We start from the raw sequence: 23,344 nt of genomic DNA, 5'->3' as shown, positions 1-23,344 counted from the left end.
AGACGCTTATTTAAGCAATGTCGTTGGCAGCAGGTTTCAGCCGGGGGCATTTTTTACAGCGTGCTAGGGGTGTCCTCCCACTCACGCTCATCATCCTTCTCATCCTGATCCAGCACGTTATACGCCACCGCGGCGAACAGGGAGTTCAGACGTTTCATGTCACCCAGCAACCCCAGATGCAGTGAACTGGTTTCGATGCTTTGCACGTTCTGTTGGTGCAGGCGATCGACGTGCGCATGCGCGTAGCGGCGATCCAGAATACGGAACCGGTGCTTGGAGCGTCGCAGCCGCTTGGCGCTGGTGAGGTCACCGGACAGGAACACCGACAGGCTTAGCCGCAGGTTGCCAATCAACCTCTCATACAGCGTGTCCAGCTCCGCCAATCCTTCGGCCGAAAATGCCCGCCGCGCCGCCAGTGACTTCGACGCGATGTCGCCGGTCATACGTTCGATAATGTCCCCGGCCTGCTCCAGGTTGAGCGCCATTTCGATGATTTCCGCCCAACGTCGCGAATCCTCTTCGCCCAGTTCCTCTTTTTGGATCTGCGCCAGATACAGCTTGATGGCGGTGTACAGCACATCGACGTCATCGTCCAACCGGCGCACCTCTTTATCCTGCCCAATCTTGCCGTGCAGCACTTCGCGGTGCAGGATCATCATATGTTCCACCACGTCCCCCATGCGCAGGGTCTCACGCGCCGCATTGGCCAACGCCAGCGTCGGCGTATCCAGAGCGCTGGCATCCAGATGCCGTGGTCGCAAGCGGGGATCGTCAGCTTCCACGTCGGCGATCAGCGTTTCGCACAGCCGCGCCATCGGTCCGGCCAGTGGGATCAATACCAGGCAGCGGATCAGGTTGTAGAACACGTGGAAATAAATCACCAGCTCTTCGTTGCCGCCGGGCAGCCGGGCCATCGCATCGGCCAGATAAGAGACAAAGGGCAACACCAGCACACAACCGATCAGCTTGAACAGCAGGCTGCCGAGCGCCACCCGACGGCCGGCGGCATTTTGGCCGCTGGTGTTAATCACCGCCAGCAGGCCGCTGCCAAGATTGGCACCGATCACCAGACACAGCGCCACTTTCAGTGAAATCACGCCGGAGGCGGTCAAGGTTGCCGTCAGCAGCACCGCTGCCAGGCTGGAATAGCTGACAATGGCGAACAATGCGCCGGTCAGGGCATCGAGCATCACATCGCCGGTCAGTGACGAGAACAGGACCTTCACCCCCGCGCCCTGGGTGATTGGCGTCGCGGCAGCTACGATCAGCTCCAGCGCCAGAACAATCAGCCCCAGGCCAATGCACACCCGGCCCATTTGGCCCACCCGAGTTTGCTTGCGGCTGAGGAACAGGAATACGCCGACCAGGATCAGCAGCGGAGACAGCCAGGAGAGATCAAAGGTCAGTATTCGCGCCATCAGCGCGGTACCGACGTCGGCACCGAGCATGATCACCAGTGCAGGCGTCAGCCCCACCAGCCCTTGTGCGACGAAAGAGGTCACCAGCAGCGCAGTAGCGTTGCTGCTTTGCACCAGCGCGGTCACACCGATACCGGAGACGAACGCCAGCGGCTTTTTCTGCACGCTGTCGCTCAATACCCGACGCAAATTAGCGCCATAGACCCGCATAATCCCGGTGCGCACGATGTGGGTACCCCACACCAACAGCGCCACCGCAGAAAGCAGATGAAGAAGGGTCAACACGAAAAATACGCTCCCTAAACGCCAGCAAGGCAACCGTTCTGCCGGGCGTTAAAGAACAGAACAGCGGCAACGGGGTGCAGACTGCCGCTGAAGGGAAGGAAAATTCCGTTTGTCAGCGGGAAAATGTCATGCAACTTCCCGTAATGTAACAGTTTCTAAGTGTAGTCCAATTTCACTGCCGTCAGGCCGCAAATCCTCGACCGAGCGGTTGAGCACGTCGACCAGCAACTCCACACCGCGGGCCTGAATCCGATAGCGCACCACGTTACCCAGCAGGCTGTGGTTGAGGATAGTGGCAGCAATACCCTGCCCGGCAGGCAGTAAAGTCATGGATTCCGGGCGAACAGCCACCTTACCGCGATAAGTGCTGCCGGTCAAAACCGACGCCTGTTCGGCGCTCAGCAGGTTGTAGTTGCCAATAAACCCGGCGGCGAAAACGTCGGCCGGTTGGGTGTATAAGGTTTCCGCGTCGCCGCTTTGTACAATTTGCCCCTTGTTCATCAGCACGATGCGATCCGACAACGTCAGCGCCTCTTCCTGATCGTGGGTGACGAAGATCGCCGTCAGGTTCAGTTCACGCTGGATCCGGCGGATCTGTTCGCGCAGGTGTTTGCGGATGCGGGCATCGAGTGCCGAGAGCGGTTCATCGAGCAATAACAAGCGCGGACGGGTCACCAGGGATCGCGCCAGCGCCACCCGTTGGCACTGACCGCCGGAAAGCTGATGCGGATAGCGTCTGGCCAGTTCGGTCAGTTCCACCAGGGCCAGCACCTCCTGTACCCGCTGCTGGATCTGCCCGGTCGGCAGCTTTTGCATTTTCAGACCAAACGCCACATTGCCTTCAACCGTCATGTTCGGGAACAGCGCATAGCTCTGAAACACCATACCGATCCCGCGGTTCTGCGGGGATACCGGCACCAGATCCTGCCCCTGCAGCAGGATCTGCCCACTGTCGACCGAAGTCAGCCCGGCCAGACAGCGCAGCAGCGTAGACTTGCCGCAGCCGCTCGGCCCGAGCAGCGTGACAAACTCGCCTTCTTCGGCAGTGAAATCGATATCCTGAAACACCTGGGTCTGCCCATAATGTTTGTTAAGGCGGGTAACGTTGAGATAAGCCATGGGTTAGCCCTTATTTTTATTCAGCAAATTCGCCAACCAGGTGACGATAAGCACCACGGCGAAATATGAAATGACCAGTGCGCTGGTGAAATGGCCACTGCCGTTGCGCATGTTAAACAGGTAAACCTGCAGCGTTTCGTACTGGCTGCCCACCAGCAGGTTGGCGAAGACGAATTCGCCAATCAGGAAAGAGAACGACAGCAGCACGGCAATCATTCCGCCCTTGCGCAGGTTCGGCAGCACCACCAACAGCGCCGCTTTCCAGGTGCTGGCACCCAACAAATGAGCGGCGTCCATCAGGTCACGCAGGTTAATCGCCTGCATATTGTTGCTGATAGCGCGGTAAATAAACGGCAGCGCAATCGAGAAATAGCAGCCGATCAGGATCCATGGCGTGCCCAGTAACGGCAGCGGATCGGCGGCGAACAGCTGCATCAGCCCCACCGCCGATACCACCGGTGGCACGGCGAAGGGCAGCAGGATCAGCACATTCATCACCGCATCCAGCTTGGGGAAATAGTAAGCAATCACAAACATCATCGGCAAAATCACCACCACCGCCAGCACCAGAGTGCCAAAGCAGATCAGCAGCGAGTGCCACAGCGCCAGCAGGAAGCGCGGATCGCTCCATAACGCCACCAGCCATTTCAGGGTAAAACCGTCCGGCACTATGGTCGCGCCCCATTGGGTGGCCAGCGCATAAATCAGCGTCGCCGCCAGCGGTAACAGCAGGATCAGCAACAGCAAGCCGCTCACTACGCGGTGATAGCCGGTTTCAAAACGCGACATGGCCGCCCTCCGCAATATTATGAGCGTGCATTGAGGTAACTCCTGCGCAGCAGCCACTGATGGATAAGCGTGATAAATGCCATCATCGCCACCAGCAGCATCGCCAGCGCACTGGCCAGGTTAGGATCGAGGGAGATATCCCCCGCCACCAGTGCCGAAATACGTATCGGTATCACGTTGAAATTGCCGGTGGTCAACGCATAGACCGTGGCATAGGCACCCAACGCATTGGCCAACAGGATGACAAAGGTCCCCATCAATGCCGGTGCCAACACCGGCAGGCCGATATGCCGCCAATAGCGCCACGGGCTGGCACCGAGCAACGACGCCGATTCGCGCCAGTCTTCACGCAGTGCATCAAACGCCGGGTACAGCAGCAGCACGCCGAGCGGGATCTGGAAGTAGGTGTAGAGCACGATCAGCCCGGTTTTGGAGTAAAGGTTAAAACTCTCCATCAGGCCGTATTTGCGCAGTAATAGCGTCAGGCAGCCGTTTAACCCCAGCAGGATGACAAAGGCGAATGCCAGCGGCACTCCGGCGAAGTTGCTGGTCATGTTGGTAAACGACATCACAAAATCATGGAACCGCGTCTGGCCCAGTTGGCGCAGTGAGTAACTGCCCACCAGGGCAATTAGCAGCCCATAGACGCTCGACCAGAGGGAAATCTCCAGCGAGAACTGAAACGCCTGCAGATAGAACGGCGAGGTCAGTACATCAACATAGTTGCCCAGCCCCCAGCCGCTGCTCTGGCTGAAAAAGCTGCTGACCGCAATCCACACCAGCGGCGCGATTTGGAACGCCCCAAACAGCAGGATGAACGGCAACAGGCACAGTGCGGCAATCCACTTGGCTTTCATTAATTACCCTTATGCCAACAGCGCACGGCAACGCGGCTTGTTATGCGACACCTGAAGCACTTCGCACAACGTGCCGCACAGGTCGGTTTGTTGCGGGTCGGCATCGTTTTGGCTAAATGCGCTGCCGAAGACAAACAGCGGTACCTGACGCTCTTCCGGCAGCACGCCGCCGTGGCTGCGATCGTCATTCATGCCGTGATCGGCGGTGACCATCACCTGATAGCCGTCGGCCAACCAATCGGCCAAATAGCGCGACAGTACGCCATCGGCATTGCGCGCCGAATTGCGGTATTGCGGCGAAGACAGGCCGAAGCGGTGTCCGGCATCATCAATGTTCATTGGGTGGATCAGCAAGAAATCGGGCTGATGACGGCGGCGCAGGCTTTCGGCATCGTCAAACAGATGCGAATCCGGGTAGCGGTCGTCGTAATAAAAATGGCCGTGCTGGATCGGCAGCGCGGTATCGTCGGTATGGCGATCGCGGGCGGCATCAAACGGGGTGCGGTTATACAGCTCACTGAACCAATGGTAGGCCGCCGCAGCGGTGGTCAAGCCTGCTGCACGCGCATAGTGAAACACGCTTTGCTGCTGCGAGAGGCGTGATACCTGATTATGTACCACGCCGCTCTCCACCGGCGGCACGCCGGTGAGGATGCACTCATACAGCGGCCGGGAGAGCGAGGGTAGCTCGCTCTCCAACTGATACAACCGCCCACGCCCTGCCGCACATTCGGCCTGCAGGTAGCCCATAGCGTCATGCGCCACCTGATAATTCAAACCGTCCAGCAGTACGAGGATCGTTTTCATAAAGGCTTAACTCACTGCTGCATAAACATAATGACGTTTTCCTGCCACATACGCGGCAGCGTTTTGGCACTTTGCTCCCAGGCCGCTGGATCGGTGATTGGGTGAGCGTTTTTATACTGTTCGGCCGGCAGCAGCTTGGCTTTGACATCGTCCGGCAGCGTCAGATGTTCGGCACGAATAGGGCGGGCGTAGCCACGCGCCAGGTTGATCTGGCCGGCGTCGGAGAAGATGTATTCACGCGCCAGTTTGGCGGCGTTCGGGTGCTTGGCGTATTTGTTGATGATGGTGGTGTAGCCGGAGGTGATTGAGCCGTCGGACGGGATCAGCACTTCAAAGCGGGTTTTGTCGATCTGGTCGCGGTAGTTAAGGCCGTTAAAGTCCCAGACTACGCCGACCTGCACTTCGCCTTTTTCCAGTGAGGCGATCACCGGGTTGCTCAGGCTCAGACGTCCGGCTTTCGCCAGCTTGCCGAAGAATTCCAGGCCCGGCTTCAGGTTCTTCTCATTGCCGCCCATGGCGTAAGTTGCCGCCAATACGCCGCTGGCCGCCTGCGAGGCGGTGCCCACGTCACCGATAGTGACCTGATAAGTTCCTTTCAGCAGATCCGCCCAGCTATGCGGGATCTCTTTCACCTGTTGCTTGTTGATGATGAAAGCAATAGTGCCGGTATAGGCCAGCGCCCAATGACCGTCTTTGTCTTTCGCCCAGTCAGGCACCTGATCCCAGGTGGATGGCTTGTACGGCTGGGTCACCCCTTTTTGTACCGCGATCGGGCCGAATGCTGCGCCCACATCACCGATATCCGCCGTAGCGTTGCTCTTTTCAGCATCGAACTTGGCGATTTCCTGCGCCGAGCTCATGTCGGTATCGGCATGCTTGAGGCCGTACTTGCTCAATAGATCCTGCCAGGTGTCTTTCCAGTTGGCCCAGCTGTCCGGCATGCCGACGCTGTTGACTTCCCCTTCCTTCTTGGCAGCCTGTGCCAGCGCCGCCAGATCGGAATCGGCAGCCCAGCTCGCTTGGCTGGACAGGATAATGGCACTGGTTAACACAGAAGCGCACAAACGTTTCATAACTGATGCTCCGGGTGGTAGTGTGGAAGTGGCTGGACTAGTCCAGCAAGAACCAAGCCAATCTAACGGACGAATGTGATAATTATATGTCAGTCTAAAAAAGCAGCATTTTTATTGCATTCGGGCATCACCGAAGCTTCCGTTGGTCTACCTTTAGCGGGGCAAAGCGCACTCAATTGGGGCAACTGTTACATGAGTGAAGGAACAACAACCGTGGCGACCATTTGCCAGACTCTGGCTAACCGTATCGCTGACGGGGAGTTCAACGCCGACGGCAAATTGCCTTCCGAGCGAGCCCTGAGCGAACAGTTTTCCACCACCCGCATTACGCTGCAGGAAGCGCTCGGCCAGTTAGAGGCGCAGGGGGTGATTTACCGTCAGGTCAGGCGGGGCTGGTTTATTTCGCCGCCCCGGCTGGTGTACAACCCGTTGCAACGCAGCCATTTCCACGCCATGGCGCAGCAGCAAGGGCGTGATGCCCATACCGAAGTGATAGACGCCACCACGCTGCCGCTGTACGGCAGCCTGTGCCAACGGCTGAGTCTGCCCCCCGGTAGCGAGGTCTACCGCATTCGTCGGCTGCGCTATATCGACGGCCGTGCCGTGTTGTACTGCGAGCACTACCTCAATCCCGCCTATTTTGCCGGTATCCTGGACGAAGATTTGACCCAGTCGCTGACCGGGCTGTACGCCGAACGCTACGGCATTCGTTATGGGCGAGTGCGCTTCGATATGCTGCCCACCCTGCTGCCGCAGGAAGCGGCCACCATGCTGAAAGTGACCTACGGCAGCCCGGCGCTGTTTATTACCCGGGTTAACCGCGATCAGCACGATCGGGTGATTGATTGTGATTTGGAATATTGGCGTTATGACGCGCTGCACATTGACGTGGAGGCGGTGGCGAATGACGAGGGGTAAGAAAATGGGCCAACATGTTGGCCCCTGAGAGAGAAATTAGCCGGTAGGGCGCCGCATGTTGCGCCCATCAGCCATTTAGTCGGCGTCGTAGCCGAGGTTGGGCGCCAGCCAGCGTTCAACCTCGCTGACGCTCATGCCCTTACGCGCCGCATAGTCTTCCACCTGATCGCGCTGGAGCTGCGCCACCGCAAAATACTTGCTCTGCGGATGGCTAAAGTACCAGCCGGACACCGCCGCCCCTGGCCACATGGCAAAGGACTCGGTCAACACCATGCCGGTGTGGCGGTTCACATCCAGCAGGCGCCAGATTTCCGCTTTCTCGGTGTGCTCCGGGCAAGCCGGATAGCCCGGAGCCGGACGGATGCCCTGATAGTTCTCGCGGATCAGCTCTTCGTTGCTCAGGTTTTCTTCGGCCGCGAAGCCCCAGTGCAGCTTGCGCACCTGCTCATGCAGGTACTCGGCGAAAGCCTCTGCCAGGCGATCCGACAGCGCTTTCACCATGATTTTATTGTAATCATCGTGCTGCGCATCATAGGCCGCCGCCAGTTCATCCTCTTCCAGACCGCCGGTCACCGCGAAGGCACCAAAGTAGTCGGCCTTGCCGCTGCTTTTCGGCGCGACAAAGTCCGCCAGACAGTAGTTCGGGAAGTCGGTTTTTTCGGTCTGCTGGCGCAGGTGGCGGCTGACCACCAGCACCTCGTCACGGTTTTCGTCGCGGTACACCTCAACGTCGTCGCCGACGCGGTTGGCCGGGAACAGGCCGTAGACGCCGCGCGGGTTGAGGCTGCCGTTGGCGGCCAGCATGTCCAGCATCTGGTTGGCGTCGGCAAACAGCCGTTTGGCTTCTTCACCCACCACTTCATCTTCCAGAATGCGCGGGTATTTACCCGCCAGCGACCAGGTCATAAAGAATGGCGTCCAGTCGATGTAATGACGCAGCGTCTCGATGCCGGCTTCGACCGGATAAACCCCCAACTTTTTCGGCACCGGCGGCTGGTAATTTTCCCAATCCAGCACCATGGCGTTATCGCGCGCTTTTTGCAGATCTACCGGCGGAGTACGCGGCTTTTTACGCGCGTGCTGGATACGCACGGTTTCATATTCTTTACGGGTACGCGCCACAAAATCATCGCGCTGGGTGGCGGAAAGCAGTGCCGACACTACCCCCACGGTGCGCGAGGCATTTTGCACGTAGGTGGTTGAGCCACTGTAATTTTGCTCAATCTTCACGGCGGTATGGGCCTTGGAGGTGGTGGCCCCGCCGATCAGCAGCGGCAGGGTAAAGCCCTGTCGCTCCATCTCTTTCGCCACGTTGACCATCTCGTCCAGCGACGGGGTAATCAACCCCGACAGGCCGATGATATCGACGTTTTGCTCACGCGCGGTTTTCAGGATTTTCTCCGTCGGCACCATCACGCCCAAATCGACAATTTCATAGTTGTTGCACTGCAACACCACGCCGACGATGTTTTTACCGATGTCGTGCACATCGCCCTTCACCGTCGCCAGCAGGATTTTCCCCGCCGTGGTGCCTTTCTCTTTGCTGGCCTCGATGTACGGCTCCAGATAGGCCACCGCCTGCTTCATCACCCGGGCGGATTTCACCACCTGCGGCAGGAACATCTTGCCTTCGCCGAACAGGTCACCGACCACGTTCATGCCTGCCATCAGCGGCCCTTCGATCACTTCGATCGGGCGATCCGCCCTCTGGCGAGCCTCTTCGGTATCCAGTTCGATAAACTCGGTAATACCTTTGACCAGTGAATATTCCAGCCGTTTTTCGACCGGCCAGCCGCGCCACTCCGCCTGCTGTACCGCCACTTCGTTATCTTTGCTGCCACGGTATTTTTCCGCCAGCTCCAGCAGGCGCTCGGTACCGTCGTCGCGACGGTTGAGGATCACATCTTCCACCGCATCGCGCAGTTCGGCGCTCAGATCGTCGTAGATCGCCAACTGCCCGGCGTTAACGATGCCCATATCCATGCCATTGCGGATCGCGTGATACAGGAATACGGCGTGGATCGCCTCGCGCACCGGATCGTTACCGCGGAATGAGAACGACACGTTGGACACCCCACCGGAGATCATCGCATGCGGCAGGTGGGTTTTGATGTCGGCACAGGCTTCGATAAAGTCGACGGCATAGTTGTTATGCTCATCAATACCGGTGGCGACGGCAAAAATATTCGGGTCGAAAATAATGTCTTCCGGCGGGAAGCCGACGCGCTCGGTCAGGATTTTATAGGCACGGCGACAAATCTCGAACTTGCGTTCGCGGGTATCCGCCTGACCTGCTTCGTCAAATGCCATCACCACGACCGCCGCACCGTAGCGACGCACCAGCTTGGCGTGGTGAATAAAGGCCTCTTCGCCCTCTTTCATCGAAATTGAGTTAACGATGCCTTTGCCCTGAATACACTTCAGGCCTTTCTCGATCACCGACCATTTGGAGGAGTCGATCATGATCGGCACGCGGGCAATATCCGGCTCACCGGCGATCAGGTTGAGGAAACGCACCATCGCCGCTTCGGCGTCGAGCATCCCCTCATCCATGTTGATATCGATAATCTGTGCGCCGCTTTCCACCTGCTGGCGGGCAACGGCCAGCGCTTCGCTGTATTTCTCTTCTTTGATCAGCCGCTTAAAGCGGGCGGAACCGGTGACATTGGTGCGCTCGCCTACGTTGACGAACAGCGTTTTGGCGTCAATATTCAACGGCTCAAGACCGGCCAGACGGCAGGCTACCGGGATCTCCGGCAACTGGCGCGGTGGCACGCCCGCCACCGCCTTGACCATCGCGGCAATGTGTTCTGGCGTGGTACCGCAGCAGCCACCAATAATATTCAGGAAGCCGGCCTGCGCCCACTCGCCGACCTGTTTCGCCATCTCTTGCGCATCCAGATCGTACTCACCGAAGGCGTTGGGCAAACCGGCGTTAGGGTGGGCAGTAACGTAGCTCTCCGAGATGCGTGACAGCTCAGAAACGTATTGGCGCAGTTCGTCCGGGCCCAGCGCACAGTTCAGGCCAAAGCTCAGCGGCTTGACGTGACGCATCGAGTTATAGAAGGCTTCGGTGGTCTGCCCGGACAGGGTGCGGCCGGAGGCGTCGGTGATGGTGCCGGAAATCATGATTGGCAGCGCCACGCCCAGGGCTTCAAATTCGGTTTCTACCGCAAAGGCGGCGGCTTTGGCGTTCAGGGTATCGAAGATGGTTTCGATCATGATCAGATCGACACCGCCTTCCACCAGTGCGCGCGTTGATTCACGGTAGGCTTCCACCAGCTCATCAAAAGAAACATTACGGAACGCCGGATCGTTGACGTTCGGTGAAATAGAGGCGGTACGGTTGGTCGGCCCAAGCACCCCGGCCACGTAACGCGGCTGCTCGGGGGTGCGTGCGGTCCATTCATCGGCGCAGGCTCGTGCCAGGCAGGCGGCCTGATAGTTAATTTCGGCGGACAGCGACTCCATATGGTAGTCGGCCATGGCGATGGACGTGGAGTTGAAGGTATTGGTTTCGAGAATGTCGGCCCCCGCTTCCAGGTAGCCGTAGTGAATGGCGGTGATCACTTCCGGCTTGGTCAGCACCAGCAGGTCGTTATTGCCTTTCAGATCGCTCTGCCAGTCGGCAAAACGCTCGCCACGAAAGTCACTTTCTTCCAGACGATAACTCTGGATCATGGTGCCCATGCCGCCGTCCAACACTAAAATTCGCTGCGCTAACTGCCGGCGCAGTTGTTCTACTCGATTTGTCACTGTAGCCCCTTCAATTACCGATCCAGCCCATCGCTCAATTGCTGCAAAAACCAACGAGCCATCCTAGCACAGGTTGAACTGGCAAAGGGGTGAGTGCTGATTGAGAGTTTTTCAGGTTGTTGGGCAACAGATCCGATGAGCTGATAGACGGCTTGCAATTCACACGTAAAAAACGAAAATGAATTCCATCATACGGAAAAAGGAATGTGAATTATGGTCACCCCTGCTCCTGCCAAACGTGGCAAAAAGCCCCGTGCTGCATCCCCGACCGCCAGTGCGGCGACCGGCCAGGTACAGTCGCTGACCCGTGGTCTGAAATTATTGGAATACATTGCCGAAGCCCAGGGCAATGTCGCGCTAACCGATCTGGCCCAACAGGCCGGCTTGCCAAACTCCACCACCCACCGCCTGCTGACCACCATGCAACAGCAAGGATTCGTGCGGCAGGTGGGCGATCTGGGCCTGTGGACCATCGGCTCACACGCCTTTGTGGTCGGCAGCAGCTTTTTACAGAGTCGTAATCTGTTGGCGATGGTGCACCCAACGCTGCGTCGCCTGATGGAAGAGTCCGGCGAGACGGTTAATCTGGCGGTGCTGGATACCAGCGAGTATCAGGCGATTATTATCGATCAGGTACAGTGCACCGCGTTGATGCGCATGTCGGCACCGATCGGCGGTAAACTGCCGATGCACGCTTCCGGCGCGGGGAAGGCCTTTCTTTCCACCCTGCCGGATGAACAGGTCACCAAACTGCTGCATAAAAAGGGCATGCAAACCTACACCCAACATACCCTGACGCCGCACAACCTGAAGGAAGGGCTGGCGCAAATTCGCAAGCAGGGCTTTTCCTTTGACGACGAAGAACATGCGCTCGGCCTGCGCTGCGTAGCGGCCTGCATCTTCGACGAGCACCGTGAAGCCTTCGCCGCCATCTCCATCTCCGGCCCGGTGTCTCGCATCACCGACAACCGCGTGACTGAGCTGGGCGCGTTGGTGATCCACGCGGCGAAAGAGATCAGCCTGGAATATGGCGGCGTGCGTTAAGCATATCACTCTTGCCAAGGGTGCAGTTTCTGCACCCTGCCCCCTTCTGCCTTGCTGTTGTCAGCATGTAAATCGCTGTACCGATCCTGTTTCTCTCCCTCAATAAAAACTTGAAGCCGATCACAGATAACGATCCTGGCCGCTAAAGCCCATTGCAACCGACGAAAGTTCCTTCGACAATGTTACCGATAACATGTTACCGGTAACAAATAAAATAAGGTAACGTCTCTCATCGTTTTGGAGCTAAGCCATGACCAATAATCAGAACCGTATTTACGTCATTATGGGCGTTTCCGGCAGCGGCAAGTCCGCTGTGGCCGCCGCAGCGGCCCGCCAATTGTCTGCCGGGTTCCTCGACGGTGATTTTCTGCATCCGCGCAGTAATATCTTGAAAATGGCCGCTGGCGAACCGTTGAATGATGACGATCGGGCCCCTTGGCTGGCCGCACTCAACGACGCCGCCTTCGCCATGCAGCGCACCAACAATGTTTCGGTTATCGTCTGTTCAGCGCTGAAAAAACACTACCGCGATCGCCTGCGTGCCGGTAACGGAAACCTGTCGTTTATCTACCTGCACGGTGACTTCCCGGTGATTGAAGCTCGCCTGGCAGCCCGCAACGGTCACTTCTTCAAACCGCAGATGCTGGTGACACAGTTTGCTGCACTGGAACAACCGGGCGCAGATGAAAGCGACGTGATGTCTGTGGACATCAACCAGCCGCTGGAAGGGGTGATCGCCGATACGGTGAAACATATCCAAAGCTTCCTGCCACAGGACGTGTGCGCGTGAATACTGTAACGCTGGTCGGTACCGCAGTCGGCTCTGTTCTCTTATTGCTGTTTCTGGTGATGAAGGCGCGTATGCACGCCTTCGTCGCATTAATGCTGGTGTCTATCGCCGCCGGTATCTTCTCCGGCATGCCGCTGGACCGCATTGCCGATACCATGCAAAAAGGCATGGGCGATACGCTGGGTTTCCTGGCGATCGTGGTGGCGCTGGGCGCGATGTTCGGCAAGATACTGCATGAGGTCGGTGCGCTGGACCAAATTGCGGCACATTTGCTGAAACGTTTCGGCCAAAGCAAGGCCCATTACGCGCTCGGTATTGCCGGTTTGATCTGCGCCCTGCCGCTGTTCTTTGACGTGGCCGTGGTGCTGCTGATCGGCATCGTGTTTGCCGTGGCGCGCCGCACCGACGGCAACATCGTTAAGCTGGCCATCCCGCTGTTTGCGGGTGTCGCCGCCGCCGCTTCGTTCTTGCTGCCGGGGCCGGTACCGATGTTGCTGGCTTCACAAATGAAGGCCGACTTCGGCTGGATGATTGCCATCGGTCTGGTCGCCGCAGTGCTCGGCATGCTGATTGCAGGCCCGTTATACGGCAGCTTTATCAGCCGCTATGTTAACTGGTCAATGCCGGCGGATGAAAACGAACCGGTGCTGAACACCGCCAAACTGCCGTCATTTGGCCTTAGCCTGGCGCTGGTACTCTGCCCATTGGTGCTGGTCGGCATGAAGACCATTGGTGCCCGCCTGGTCACGCCTGGCTCACAGTTACAACAGTGGCTGGAATTTATTGGCCACCCGTTTATCGCCATTTTGGTCGCCTGTTTGATCGTGATTTATGGTCTGGCAAAACCACGCGGCATGACCAACGAACAAACGCTAGCCATCTGCTCTGCGGCAGTGCAGCCCGCCGGGATCATTCTGCTGATGACCGGTGCCGGTGGCGTATTCAAACAGATTTTGGTGGATTCCGGCGTCGGCCCGGCATTGGGTGACGCCATGATTGGCACCGGTCTGCCGATCGCCGTCGCGGCCTTTGTACTGTCCGCCATGGTGCGAGTGATCCAGGGATCTGCCACCGTGGCCTGCCTGACTACCGTCGGCCTGGTGCTACCGGTGACCAGCCAACTGGGGCTTGGCGGCGGACAACTGGCCGCGCTGGCTATCTGTATTGCCGGTGGGTCTATCGTCCTCAGTCACGTCAACGACGCCGGTTTCTGGCTGTTCGGCAAATTTACCGGTGCCAATGAGCTGCAAACGCTGAAAACCTGGACGGTGATGGAAACCATTCTGGGTAGCGTGGGCGGGATTATCGGCATGATTGCTTTCACCCTGTTTTAAAACACTATAACGACATAACAGCGCCCCCGGCCTTGCACATCAGGGCTGCAATTCACCACCGGGGGCACCGCCACAGGCGGCGTCTATAACAAATAGCATGTGAGGAAGGTATGATTAATCCAACCCTATCCCGTGTCACACAACGCATCATCGACCGTTCCAAATCGAGCCGCGCCGCCTATCTGGCACGTATTGAAGCCGCGCGTTCACAAACCGTGCATCGGGCGCAGTTGGCCTGCGGTAACCTGGCCCATGGCTTTGCCGCCTGCCAGCCGGATGACAAAACTGCGCTGAAAAATATGGTGCGCAGCGATATCGCCATCATTACCGCTTACAACGACATGTTGTCCGCCCACCAGCCCTACGAAAACTACCCGCAAAAGCTGAAACAGGCACTGCACGCGGTAGGGGCTGTCGGCCAGGTAGCCGGTGGCGTCCCGGCGATGTGCGACGGTGTGACTCAGGGACAGGACGGCATGGAGCTGTCGCTGATGAGTCGTGACGTGATCGCCATGTCGTCCGCCATCGGCCTGTCACACAATATGTTCGACGGCGCGTTGTTCCTCGGCATCTGCGACAAAATCGTACCGGGACTGGTGATGTCCGCCCTGTCCTTTGGCCATTTGCCGTCGCTGTTTGTCCCCGCCGGCCCGATGAGCAGCGGTTTGCCAAACAAAGAGAAAGTCCGGGTGCGTCAACTGTATGCCGAAGGCAAGGCCGACCGTCTGGCACTGCTGGAGGCCGAGGCCGCCTCCTACCATGGCATCGGCACCTGCACCTTCTACGGCACCGCCAACACCAACCAAATGGTGATGGAAGTGATGGGGCTGCATCTGCCGGGGGCCTCTTTCGTCCACCCTGATACCCCCCTGCGCGATGCATTGACCGACGCGGCCGCACGTCAGGTCACTCGCCTGACCGAAACCGCCGGTAACTATCTGCCGATCGGCCGACTGGTGGATGAGAAGGTGGTGGTGAACGGTATCGTTGCGCTGTTGGCTACCGGTGGCTCCACCAACCTGACCATGCACATGGTGGCAATGGCTCGCGCCGCCGGCATCATTATCAACTGGGATGATTTCTCCGAACTGTCGGACGCGGTGCCATTGTTATGCCGCATCTACCCGAACGGCCCGGCGGATATCAACCAATTCCAGGCCTCGGGCGGCGTTGCCCTGGTGGTACGCGAACTGTTGAAACACGGCCTGCTGCACGAAGACGTGCATACAGTGGCCGGTTTTGGCCTGACGCGCTACACCCAGGAACCCTGGCTGGATAACGGCCAACTGGCCTGGCGTGAGGGCACGGAAACGTCGCTCGACGCCAAGGTTATCGCCAGCGTGGCCGAGCCTTTCGAGCACCACGGCGGGACCAAGGTGCTGGCCGGTAATCTCGGCCGGGCGGTAATGAAAACCTCGGCTGTCCCCGCCGAAAACCAGATTATCGAAGCGCCGGCAGTGGTATTTGAAAGCCAGCATGACATCGTTCCGGCGTTTGAAGCCGGCAAACTGGATCGCGATTGTGTGGTGGTGGTGCGCTTCCAGGGGCCACAGGCCAATGGCATGCCAGAGCTGCACAAGCTGATGCCGCCGCTGGGCGTATTGATGGACCGTGGCTTTAAAGTGGCCCTGGTAACCGATGGCCGCCTGTCCGGCGCTTCCGGCAAGGTTCCGTCCGCCATTCACGTGACCCCGGAAGCCTACACCGGTGGCATGCTGGCCAAGGTGCAAAACGGCGACCTGATCCGCGTGAACGGCCGCACTGGCGAGCTGGCATTGTTGGTCGATGCCGACCTGCTGGCCCAGCGCGCACCTTATCAACCCGACCTGAGCGCAGAACATATCGGCTGTGGCCGTGAACTGTTCGGCGCCTTGCGCAGCCAGCTTTCCGGGGCCGAACAGGGCGCCTGCTGCATTAAATTTTAACCGATAGCATGGCCGTGCAGCCCGACGGCGGCGGCCATAACTGGAGAAAACCGTTAATGAACAATTGGAAAACAAGCGCAGAGCAGATCCTGATGGCCGGACCTGTGGTCCCGGTAATCGTCATCAACAAGCTGGAACATGCGGTGCCGTTGGCAAAAGCCCTGGTCGCCGGTGGCGTGCGGGTATTGGAAGTGACACTGCGCACCCCCTGCGCGATGGACGCGATCCGTGCGATTGCCAAAGAAGTGCCTGACGCGATTATCGGTGCCGGCACGGTCATTAATCCACAGCAACTGCAGGAAGTGACCGAGGCAGGAGCCCAGTTCGCCATCAGCCCAGGCCTGACCACCGATCTGCTGAAAGCGGCCACTGCCGGTTCGATTCCGTTAATTCCCGGTATTTGTACCGTATCGGAACTGATGCTGGGCATGGATCACGGCCTGCGCGAGTTTAAATTCTTCCCGGCGGAAGCCAACGGTGGCGTGAAAGCGCTACAGGCCATCAGTGGCCCGTTCCCACAGGTCCGCTTCTGCCCAACCGGCGGCATCTCACCGAACAACTACCGTGACTATCTGGCACTGAAAAGCGTGCTGTGCATAGGCGGCTCCTGGCTGGTACCGGCAGAGGCACTGGAAAGCGGTGACTACGCCCGCATCACCGAATTGGCGCGCGCCGCCGTTGCGGGTGCGAAAGCGTAATCTTATCGGGCGCGGTAATCAACCGCGCCCTTATGCAGTCGCCGATGTCGCGGGCAGCGCCGCACCACTACGCTGGCTGAAACGCCGTTTTTTACGGTAAGCAAACACGTCTTCCACATGCCCATCGCGGATGCGCTGTTGCAATCCGCGCCAGTAATCGGCCTCGAACAGGTCACGATGCATCTCTTCAAACACCTGTCGGATGCGCCGATCGCCACACAGGAAATGCCTGAACTCCTCCGGGAATACATCATTGGGTGACACACTGTACCAGGGTTCGCTCGCCAACTCGTCTTCCGGATAGCGCGGAGGCGGAATATCGCGGAAGTTGACCTCGGTCATGTAGCAAATCTCATCGTAGTCATAGAACACCACCCGCCCGTGCCGGGTCACGCCAAAGTTCTTGAACAGCATATCGCCAGGGAAAATATTGGCGGCGGCCAGTTGCTTGATGGCGTTACCGTATTCTTCTATCGCGTCGCGCATCTGCTGTTCATCGGCCTGTTCCAGATACAGATTCAGCGGTGTCATGCGTCGTTCCATATACAGATGCTTGATCGCGATGCGATCGCCCAGATCCTCCAGCTTATCCGGCACCTCGCGCTGCAGTTCCGCCAGCAGCTCCGGACTGAGTCGCGCCTTGTCGACAACAAAGTTTTCGTACTCCTGGGTATCCGCCATCCGCCCTACGCGGTCGTGTTCTTTCACCAGTTGGTAGCAGGCCATCACCTGCGCCTGCGTCACTTCTTTTTGTGGCGCAAACTCATCCTTGATCACCTTGAATACCCGATCGAAAGACGGCAGGGTAAATACCAGCATCACCATGCCCTTCACCCCCGGCGCGATGATGAACTGCTCCTGCGAGCCACTCATAAACGTCAGGTACTCACGGTAACATTCTGTTTTTCCGTGCTTCTGGCAACCAATCGCCATATACAGCTCGGCGGTGGTTTTGCCCGGCAGTATTTCACGCAGCCACTCGACCATTGCCGCCGGCAGGGGCGCGTAAACCATAAAGTAAGAGCGGGCGAAGCCGAATACGATGCTGGCCTCGGCCTTGCTGGTCAGGCAGGTATCAATAAACAAGGCGCCGGAATCACTGTGATGGATCGGCAGCAGGAAAGGATAGACCCGGTCTGCCACACGCAATTTCCCCACCAGCCAGGCCGCCTTGTTGCGGTAAAACAGCTCATTGGCGATCTGGAAAGTCGCGCCTGCCAATTGCTGCGCGCTGAAACTCTGCTGCAAGGCCAGCGTGATGTAATCAATATCGCGCGATAAATTTTCCCACGGCAACCGCAGAGGCAAGTCGGTCAGCAGGTTGTACAGCATTGCCGAGACGTCACCGTTGGCGGTGAAATCGCGTGATAGTGGACGTGGGATATCGCGAAAGCGCCCTTCTGGCTGGGAGCTGAAAACAAACAGTTTTTCCGGCGTCAGATCGCGATGCCTGAACAGCCGACAGTAGACCGAATTGAAGAAGCTTTCGGCAATCTCAAAACGTGGGTACTCCGGCAGCAGATCGGTATACACCGCCTTCACCCGGCTGGGGAAGTCTGCATCAAAATACTGTTGCCCGGTGATGCACTTCAGCTGCTCTACCACCAGGCCGACGTGGTGATCATACAGATGGATACGCTTTTTCATCGCCTGCTGCACTGCCGGCCAGTCCGCCCGCTCAAAACGCTGCTGCGCACCAGCGGTCACCTCCAGAAAGCGCCCGTACTGTGCATCAAAGCCCTGCAGGATCGTCTGCGCGATCAACAGCTCCAGTTTTGCCGCCATCCTTACCTCCCGCCAGAAAATAGAGCCTGCATAAGCAGGCTCCAGGTTACAACTTGTCAGCGTTGCCGCCTCAGAACTGCTGTTCTTCCGTCGAACCGGTCAGCGCGGTAACCGATGAAGCACCGCCCTGAATAATGGTGGTCACCTTGTCGAAGTAACCGGTGCCTACTTCCTGCTGGTGTGAGGCAAAGGTGTAACCGCGAGCCACGGCATCGAACTCTGGCTGCTGCACTTTTTCGACGTAGTGCTTCATGCCCTCGCCCTGCGCATAGGCATGCGCCAGGTCAAACATGTTGAACCACATGCTGTGGATGCCCGCCAGCGTGATGAACTGGTACTTGTAACCCATCGCCGACAGCTCTTCCTGGAAGCGAGCAATCGTCTGGTCGTCCAGGTTCTTTTTCCAGTTGAATGACGGCGAGCAGTTGTACGCCAGCAGTTTGCCCGGGAATTTGGCATGGATTGCATCGGCAAAGCGCTTGGCCGCCTGTAGATCCGGCGTGGAGGTTTCGCACCACACCAGGTCAGCGTAAGGGCAATAGGCCAGACCACGGCTGATCGCCTGCTCGACACCGGCGTGGGTGCGGAAGAAACCTTCGGCAGTGCGCTCACCGGACACAAACTCGCGGTCGTACGGGTCGCAGTCAGAAGTCAGTAAATCGGCGGCGTCAGCATCGGTACGCGCAATAACCAGCGTCGGCACGCCGAGCACATCGGCCGCCAGACGCGCAGCAACCAATTTCTGAATCGCTTCCTGGGTTGGCACCAGCACTTTGCCGCCCATATGACCGCACTTTTTCACCGCCGCCAGTTGATCTTCGAAGTGCACCCCGGCAGCACCGGCCTCAATCATCGCCTTCATCAGTTCGAAAGCATTCAGCACGCCACCAAAGCCGGCTTCGGCATCGGCGACGATCGGCAGGAAGTAATCGGTGTAACCTTTGCTGCCCGGCTCTATTTTGTTGGCCCACTGGATCTGGTCGGCGCGGCGGAAGGTGTTGTTAATGCGCTCAACCACGCCGGGTACGGAATCGACCGGATACAGTGACTGGTCCGGGTACATCGCCGACGCCGTGTTGGCATCCGCCGCCACCTGCCAACCGGACAGGTAAATCGCTTCAATACCTGCCTTGGCCTGCTGCAGCGCCTGGCCGCCGGTCAGCGCCCCCAGACTGTTGACGTAGCCTTTGCGTGATTTACCGTGCAGCAGTTCCCACAGTTTGGCGGCACCGTTCTGTGCCAGGGTGCAGGCCGGGTTAACTGAACCACGCAGGTTAATGACGTCTTCCGCGCTGTATGGGCGGGTGATACCTTCCCAGCGAGCCGATTTCCATTCCTGTTCCAGTTGTTGGATCTGTTGAGCACGAGAGGTAGACATAATTTTTATCCTTTTCAATAATGTAGGGTTAATGGTCAGGAACGGATTCAGGCCAGCAGCTCATAGCCCGGTAAAGTCAGGAAATCGATTAATTCGTCTTGCGTAGTGATACGTTCCATCAGGCGTGCAGCTTCTTCGAAGCGGCCGGCGTTAAAGCGCGTTTCACCCAACTCTTCACGTACTACCAACATTTCTTCTTTCAGCATCTGACGGAACAGCGCCTTGGTGACCAGTTGGCCATCGCTCAGGCTCTTTTCATGGTGGATCCACTGCCAGATAGAGGTACGGGAAATTTCCGCCGTCGCCGCATCTTCCATCAGGCCATAAATCGGGACGCAGCCATTGCCGGAGATCCAGGCTTCGATGTACTGCACCGCCACGCGGATATTGGCGCGCATGCCGGCTTCGGTACGCTCACCGTCACAAGGTTCCAGCAGCTGCGCAGCACTGATTGGCGCGTCATTTTCACGCAGCACTTCCAGTTGGTTACGGCGCTCACCGAGTACCCGGCTGAAGACTTCCATTACGGTATCCGCCAACCCTGGATGGGCCACCCAGGTACCGTCGTGGCCGTTATTGGCCTCCAGCTCTTTATCCGCCCGCACCTTGTTCAGCACCCAGGCATTTTTCTCGGCGTCTTTGCTCGGGATAAACGCCGCCATACCGCCCATGGCAAAGGCACCGCGCTTATGGCAGGTCTTGATCAGCAACCGGGAATAGGCGCTAAGGAATAACTTGTCCATGGTGACCGACTGACGATCCGGCAATACCCGGTCGGCATGATTTTTCAGCGTCTTGATGTAGCTGAAGATGTAATCCCAACGGCCGCAGTTCAAACCGACGATATGATCGCGCAGGTGGTACAGGATCTCGTCCATCTGGAATACCGCCGGCAGCGTTTCGATCAGCACCGTGGCTTTGATCGTGCCGCGTGGCAGGGAGAAACGATCCTCGGCAAAGCTGAAGACCTCGCACCACCAGGCCGCTTCCTGCCAGGACTGGGTTTTTGGCAGGTAGAAATAAGGGCCGCTGCCTTTAGCCAGCAATTGACGATAGTTGTGGAAGAAATACAGCGCAAAATCGAACAGGCCGCCGGGGATCGCTTCCCCCTGCCACTGCACGTGTTTTTCCGGTAAATGCAGGCCGCGTACGCGCGCAATCAATACCGCCGGGTTCGGCTTCAACTGATAAATCTTGCCGGCTTCATTGGTGTAAGAGATGGTGCCGTTCACCGCGTCATGCAGGTTGATTTGGCCGTCGATGACTTTGTCCCAGCTCGGCGCCAGTGAGTCTTCGAAATCAGCCATAAACACCTTCACATTGGCGTTCAGGGCGTTGATGACCATCTTGCGTTCAACCGGGCCGGTGATCTCCACCCGGCGGTCGCGAAGATCCTCTGGTATGCCGCGGATCGACCACTCACTCTCACGAATGGAAGCAGTTTCCGAAATGAAGTCTGGAAGATCGCCTTGATCGATCTTCTGCTGCCAGCAGGCACGCACAGCCAACAGTTTGTTGCGCTGTGGAGTAAATTTACTCACCAGTTCCGCCAGGAATTCGACCGCGTCATCCGTCAACACCTGTCGCTCAGCAGCGCTAAAACCCTGCGTAAACGTTAATTCCGTGCCTACTATCTGTTGCGTCATTGTCTTGCTCCTTCCTATCGTTGCGCACCGCCGTTGCCATTAAGCCGGCGCATCTTCATCAGAAATCAGTGTGGATCAGGGCGTATAAAACGATCCTCAACTGGTCAGATCTCTTCTCTCTGGATCTAAGAATACTCAACTAAAAATAAAAATCAAAAACCATTTCCATTTTATTGAAAAATATTTTATTAACCTTTTATTATCAATTGGTTAATAAACATAACAACAGAAACTGTTAAGGAAACCGGTTCCACAGTAGAGATAAAATAAATTTAAGTAGTTGTAAGACAATGGTTTTTACTAAAAAAGAGGGTGGAATGAGGAAGACAGATAGGGAAGAGATGACATCGGCGGCCTCGATTCAGCCGCCAACAAGGGGAAAAAAGTTACTCGAGAGTCGGGTTCATATGACGCAGATCGTATGGTGTGATCTGGTAAACATAGTAGTTGAGCCAGTTGGCAAACAGCAGATGGCCATGGCTGCGCCAGGAGGCTTTGGGGGTGAGTTCGGGATTATCATCGGGGAAGTAATTCAGCGGTACCACAGGGTTAAGACCGGCCTCGTTATCACGACAATACTCGCCAGCCAGCGTTAGCGCATCATACTCCGGGTGGCCGGTCACAAACGCCAGGCGCTTGTCCTTGCTGGCGAACAAATAAGCCCCGGTCTGCTCTGATTCGGCCAGGATATCCAGATCCGTATACTGGCGGATAATTTCCGTAGGGAAGTCCGCATAGCGTGAGTGAGGCGCCAGGAAGGTTTCATCAAAACCGCGAGTCAGTAAGGCATGCTGCTGCAGCGTTTGGTGCTGATAAACCCCCGAAAGTTTCACTTCACGCGTCATCTTCGGGATACCGTACAGAATGTTTAAGGCAGCCTGCACCGCCCAGCATACAAACAACGTGGAGGTGACGTGATTCTTGGCCCAGTCAATCACCCGTTCGATCTGTGGCCAGTAGGCAACGTCACAGAAATCGACCAGTCCCAGCGGCGCCCCGGTGACAATCAATCCGTCGAAATTCTCATCCTGAATATCTTCAAAATCACAGTAGAAATTGTTCAGATGCTCCGCCGGCGTGTTCTTCGACTCACGGCTATCAATACGCAGCAGTTGGATATCAATTTGCAGCGAAGAGTTGGAAAGCAGACGTAAAAATTGGTTTTCCGTCTCAATCTTCTTTGGCATCAGGTTGAGGATCAGCACTTTCAACGGCCTGATTTCCTGTGTTTTTGCCCGAGAGGATGTCATCACAAAGACATTCTCATTGCGCAAAAAACTGACTGCAGGTAACTCATCAGGAACACGAATCGGCATTGCTTAACCCTCACACATCCATTTAAACGTTTAGACTTCTAGATGCCCGAAGATAGCGTCTTTTTAGCATAATGTCGAGCATTCAACCGGAAGGTGAAAATGTTTCATTGCCTTGGCATAGGCAGGATCCGCACGTTTTAGCGAGGTACAAAGCAAAAAGGCCATCCTTTCGGATGGCCTCTTGGCTTAATTGATGCCTGGCAGTGTCCTGCAATACTCGTCTCATCCTGAGACTCACCCCTTTGGGGCCGCCGCAAGCGGCGTTAAAGCCCGTTCCCGACGGGCTTTTCGCCTATCCATGCTCGAACTGAACACCGAATAACAGAAAAAGTAAAAAGCCCCATGCTTTCGCATGAGGCTTCGTACTTTGTTTGATGCTTGGCAGTGTCCTACTCTCGCATGGGGA

Annotated in this window: 17 protein-coding genes; 6 read left to right on the top strand and 11 right to left on the bottom strand. The window is 57.3% G+C overall.

The window, feature by feature from the left end; translation table 11 throughout:
- Window positions 1-53 precede the first annotated feature (53 nt).
- The 6 genes from FCL49_RS16315 to FCL49_RS16290 all read right to left on the bottom strand — a co-directional run bounded on the left by FCL49_RS16315 (window position 54) and on the right by FCL49_RS16290 (window position 6,348).
- Entirely contained in the window at window positions 54-1,703 is a 1,650-nt protein-coding gene (locus FCL49_RS16315) for a Na/Pi cotransporter family protein (protein ID WP_174354367.1), read from the bottom strand.
- A gap of 126 nt (window positions 1,704-1,829) precedes the next feature.
- The gene (locus tag FCL49_RS16310; RefSeq protein ID WP_174354366.1) at window positions 1,830-2,822 is read right to left on the bottom strand and encodes an ABC transporter ATP-binding protein; all 993 of its coding nucleotides are present in this window, start codon (window positions 2,820-2,822) and stop codon (window positions 1,830-1,832) included.
- A 3-nt stretch (window positions 2,823-2,825) separates the two neighbouring features.
- Window positions 2,826-3,611 (bottom strand): ABC transporter permease, encoded by a 786-nt coding sequence (locus FCL49_RS16305; protein ID WP_174354365.1) that lies wholly within the window; start codon window positions 3,609-3,611, stop codon window positions 2,826-2,828.
- Between the two features lie 17 nt (window positions 3,612-3,628).
- Window positions 3,629-4,468, bottom strand: coding sequence for an ABC transporter permease (locus FCL49_RS16300; protein ID WP_153858799.1), 840 nt, complete (start codon window positions 4,466-4,468; stop codon window positions 3,629-3,631).
- 9 nt (window positions 4,469-4,477) lie between these two features.
- The gene (locus FCL49_RS16295; RefSeq protein ID WP_174354364.1) at window positions 4,478-5,275 is read right to left on the bottom strand and encodes an alkaline phosphatase family protein; all 798 of its coding nucleotides are present in this window, start codon (window positions 5,273-5,275) and stop codon (window positions 4,478-4,480) included.
- Window positions 5,276-5,286: 11 nt separating this feature from the next.
- Window positions 5,287-6,348, bottom strand: a complete 1,062-nt coding sequence (locus tag FCL49_RS16290) for an ABC transporter substrate-binding protein (protein WP_174354363.1) — start codon at window positions 6,346-6,348, stop codon at window positions 5,287-5,289.
- Between the two features lie 192 nt (window positions 6,349-6,540).
- On the opposite strand from FCL49_RS16290, the gene FCL49_RS16285 reads away from it, so the two are divergent.
- On the top strand, window positions 6,541-7,266 hold the full coding sequence (locus FCL49_RS16285) for a UTRA domain-containing protein (RefSeq protein WP_174354362.1): 726 nt from the start codon (window positions 6,541-6,543) through the stop codon (window positions 7,264-7,266).
- Between the two features lie 75 nt (window positions 7,267-7,341).
- Here FCL49_RS16285 and metH read toward each other — a convergent pair whose 3' ends face one another.
- Window positions 7,342-11,037: a methionine synthase gene (metH, locus tag FCL49_RS16280; RefSeq protein ID WP_438827234.1), complete on the bottom strand. Its 3,696-nt coding sequence runs from the start codon at window positions 11,035-11,037 to the stop codon at window positions 7,342-7,344.
- 198 nt (window positions 11,038-11,235) lie between these two features.
- On the opposite strand from metH, the gene iclR reads away from it, so the two are divergent.
- The 5 genes from iclR (at window position 11,236) to FCL49_RS16255 (ending at window position 16,813) form a co-directional block, all read left to right on the top strand.
- Entirely contained in the window at window positions 11,236-12,066 is an 831-nt protein-coding gene (iclR, locus tag FCL49_RS16275) for a glyoxylate bypass operon transcriptional repressor IclR (RefSeq protein WP_012147185.1), read from the top strand.
- Between the two features lie 250 nt (window positions 12,067-12,316).
- Complete coding sequence (gene gntK, locus FCL49_RS16270; protein ID WP_037426661.1) at window positions 12,317-12,856, top strand: gluconokinase; 540 nt, start codon at window positions 12,317-12,319, stop codon at window positions 12,854-12,856.
- Window positions 12,853-14,190: a gluconate transporter gene (gntU, locus tag FCL49_RS16265; protein WP_174354360.1), complete on the top strand. Its 1,338-nt coding sequence runs from the start codon at window positions 12,853-12,855 to the stop codon at window positions 14,188-14,190. The genes gntK and gntU overlap by 4 nt, the downstream gene beginning before the upstream one ends.
- A gap of 110 nt (window positions 14,191-14,300) precedes the next feature.
- Entirely contained in the window at window positions 14,301-16,115 is a 1,815-nt protein-coding gene (gene edd, locus FCL49_RS16260) for a phosphogluconate dehydratase (protein ID WP_174354359.1), read from the top strand.
- Window positions 16,116-16,171: 56 nt separating this feature from the next.
- Window positions 16,172-16,813, top strand: coding sequence for a bifunctional 4-hydroxy-2-oxoglutarate aldolase/2-dehydro-3-deoxy-phosphogluconate aldolase (locus tag FCL49_RS16255; RefSeq protein ID WP_174354358.1), 642 nt, complete (start codon window positions 16,172-16,174; stop codon window positions 16,811-16,813).
- A 30-nt stretch (window positions 16,814-16,843) separates the two neighbouring features.
- Here FCL49_RS16255 and aceK read toward each other — a convergent pair whose 3' ends face one another.
- The 4 genes from aceK to metA all read right to left on the bottom strand — a co-directional run bounded on the left by aceK (window position 16,844) and on the right by metA (window position 22,938).
- Window positions 16,844-18,598, bottom strand: a complete 1,755-nt coding sequence (gene aceK / locus FCL49_RS16250; protein ID WP_153858785.1) for a bifunctional isocitrate dehydrogenase kinase/phosphatase — start codon at window positions 18,596-18,598, stop codon at window positions 16,844-16,846.
- 70 nt (window positions 18,599-18,668) lie between these two features.
- The gene (gene aceA / locus FCL49_RS16245) at window positions 18,669-19,976 is read right to left on the bottom strand and encodes an isocitrate lyase (protein WP_135318285.1); all 1,308 of its coding nucleotides are present in this window, start codon (window positions 19,974-19,976) and stop codon (window positions 18,669-18,671) included.
- Between the two features lie 47 nt (window positions 19,977-20,023).
- Window positions 20,024-21,622: a malate synthase A gene (gene aceB / locus FCL49_RS16240; protein ID WP_174354357.1), complete on the bottom strand. Its 1,599-nt coding sequence runs from the start codon at window positions 21,620-21,622 to the stop codon at window positions 20,024-20,026.
- A 386-nt stretch (window positions 21,623-22,008) separates the two neighbouring features.
- Window positions 22,009-22,938, bottom strand: a complete 930-nt coding sequence (gene metA, locus FCL49_RS16235) for a homoserine O-acetyltransferase MetA (RefSeq protein ID WP_099065617.1) — start codon at window positions 22,936-22,938, stop codon at window positions 22,009-22,011.
- Window positions 22,939-23,344 lie beyond the last annotated feature (406 nt).

Origin of the sequence: Serratia proteamaculans (assembly GCF_013337185.1) — a bacterium.
Taxonomy (GTDB): Bacteria; Pseudomonadota; Gammaproteobacteria; order Enterobacterales; family Enterobacteriaceae; genus Serratia; species Serratia proteamaculans_D.
This window is presented reverse-complemented; position numbering and strand designations above follow the sequence as displayed.

Bases quoted from the DNA above. Each gene is read 5' to 3' on its own strand.
- FCL49_RS16310 (WP_174354366.1), bottom strand. From the start codon at position 2,822: ATGGCTTATCTCAACGTTACCCGCCTTAACAAACATTATGGGCAGACC.
- FCL49_RS16305 (WP_174354365.1), bottom strand. From the start codon at position 3,611: ATGTCGCGTTTTGAAACCGGCTATCACCGCGTAGTGAGCGGCTTGCTG.
- FCL49_RS16300 (WP_153858799.1), bottom strand. From the start codon at position 4,468: ATGAAAGCCAAGTGGATTGCCGCACTGTGCCTGTTGCCGTTCATCCTG.
- FCL49_RS16295 (WP_174354364.1), bottom strand. From the start codon at position 5,275: ATGAAAACGATCCTCGTACTGCTGGACGGTTTGAATTATCAGGTGGCG.
- FCL49_RS16290 (WP_174354363.1), bottom strand. From the start codon at position 6,348: ATGAAACGTTTGTGCGCTTCTGTGTTAACCAGTGCCATTATCCTGTCC.
- FCL49_RS16285 (WP_174354362.1), top strand. From the start codon at position 6,541: ATGAGTGAAGGAACAACAACCGTGGCGACCATTTGCCAGACTCTGGCT.
- iclR (WP_012147185.1), top strand. From the start codon at position 11,236: ATGGTCACCCCTGCTCCTGCCAAACGTGGCAAAAAGCCCCGTGCTGCA.
- gntK (WP_037426661.1), top strand. From the start codon at position 12,317: ATGACCAATAATCAGAACCGTATTTACGTCATTATGGGCGTTTCCGGC.
- edd (WP_174354359.1), top strand. From the start codon at position 14,301: ATGATTAATCCAACCCTATCCCGTGTCACACAACGCATCATCGACCGT.
- FCL49_RS16255 (WP_174354358.1), top strand. From the start codon at position 16,172: ATGAACAATTGGAAAACAAGCGCAGAGCAGATCCTGATGGCCGGACCT.
- aceK (WP_153858785.1), bottom strand. From the start codon at position 18,598: ATGGCGGCAAAACTGGAGCTGTTGATCGCGCAGACGATCCTGCAGGGC.
- aceA (WP_135318285.1), bottom strand. From the start codon at position 19,976: ATGTCTACCTCTCGTGCTCAACAGATCCAACAACTGGAACAGGAATGG.
- aceB (WP_174354357.1), bottom strand. From the start codon at position 21,622: ATGACGCAACAGATAGTAGGCACGGAATTAACGTTTACGCAGGGTTTT.
- metA (WP_099065617.1), bottom strand. From the start codon at position 22,938: ATGCCGATTCGTGTTCCTGATGAGTTACCTGCAGTCAGTTTTTTGCGC.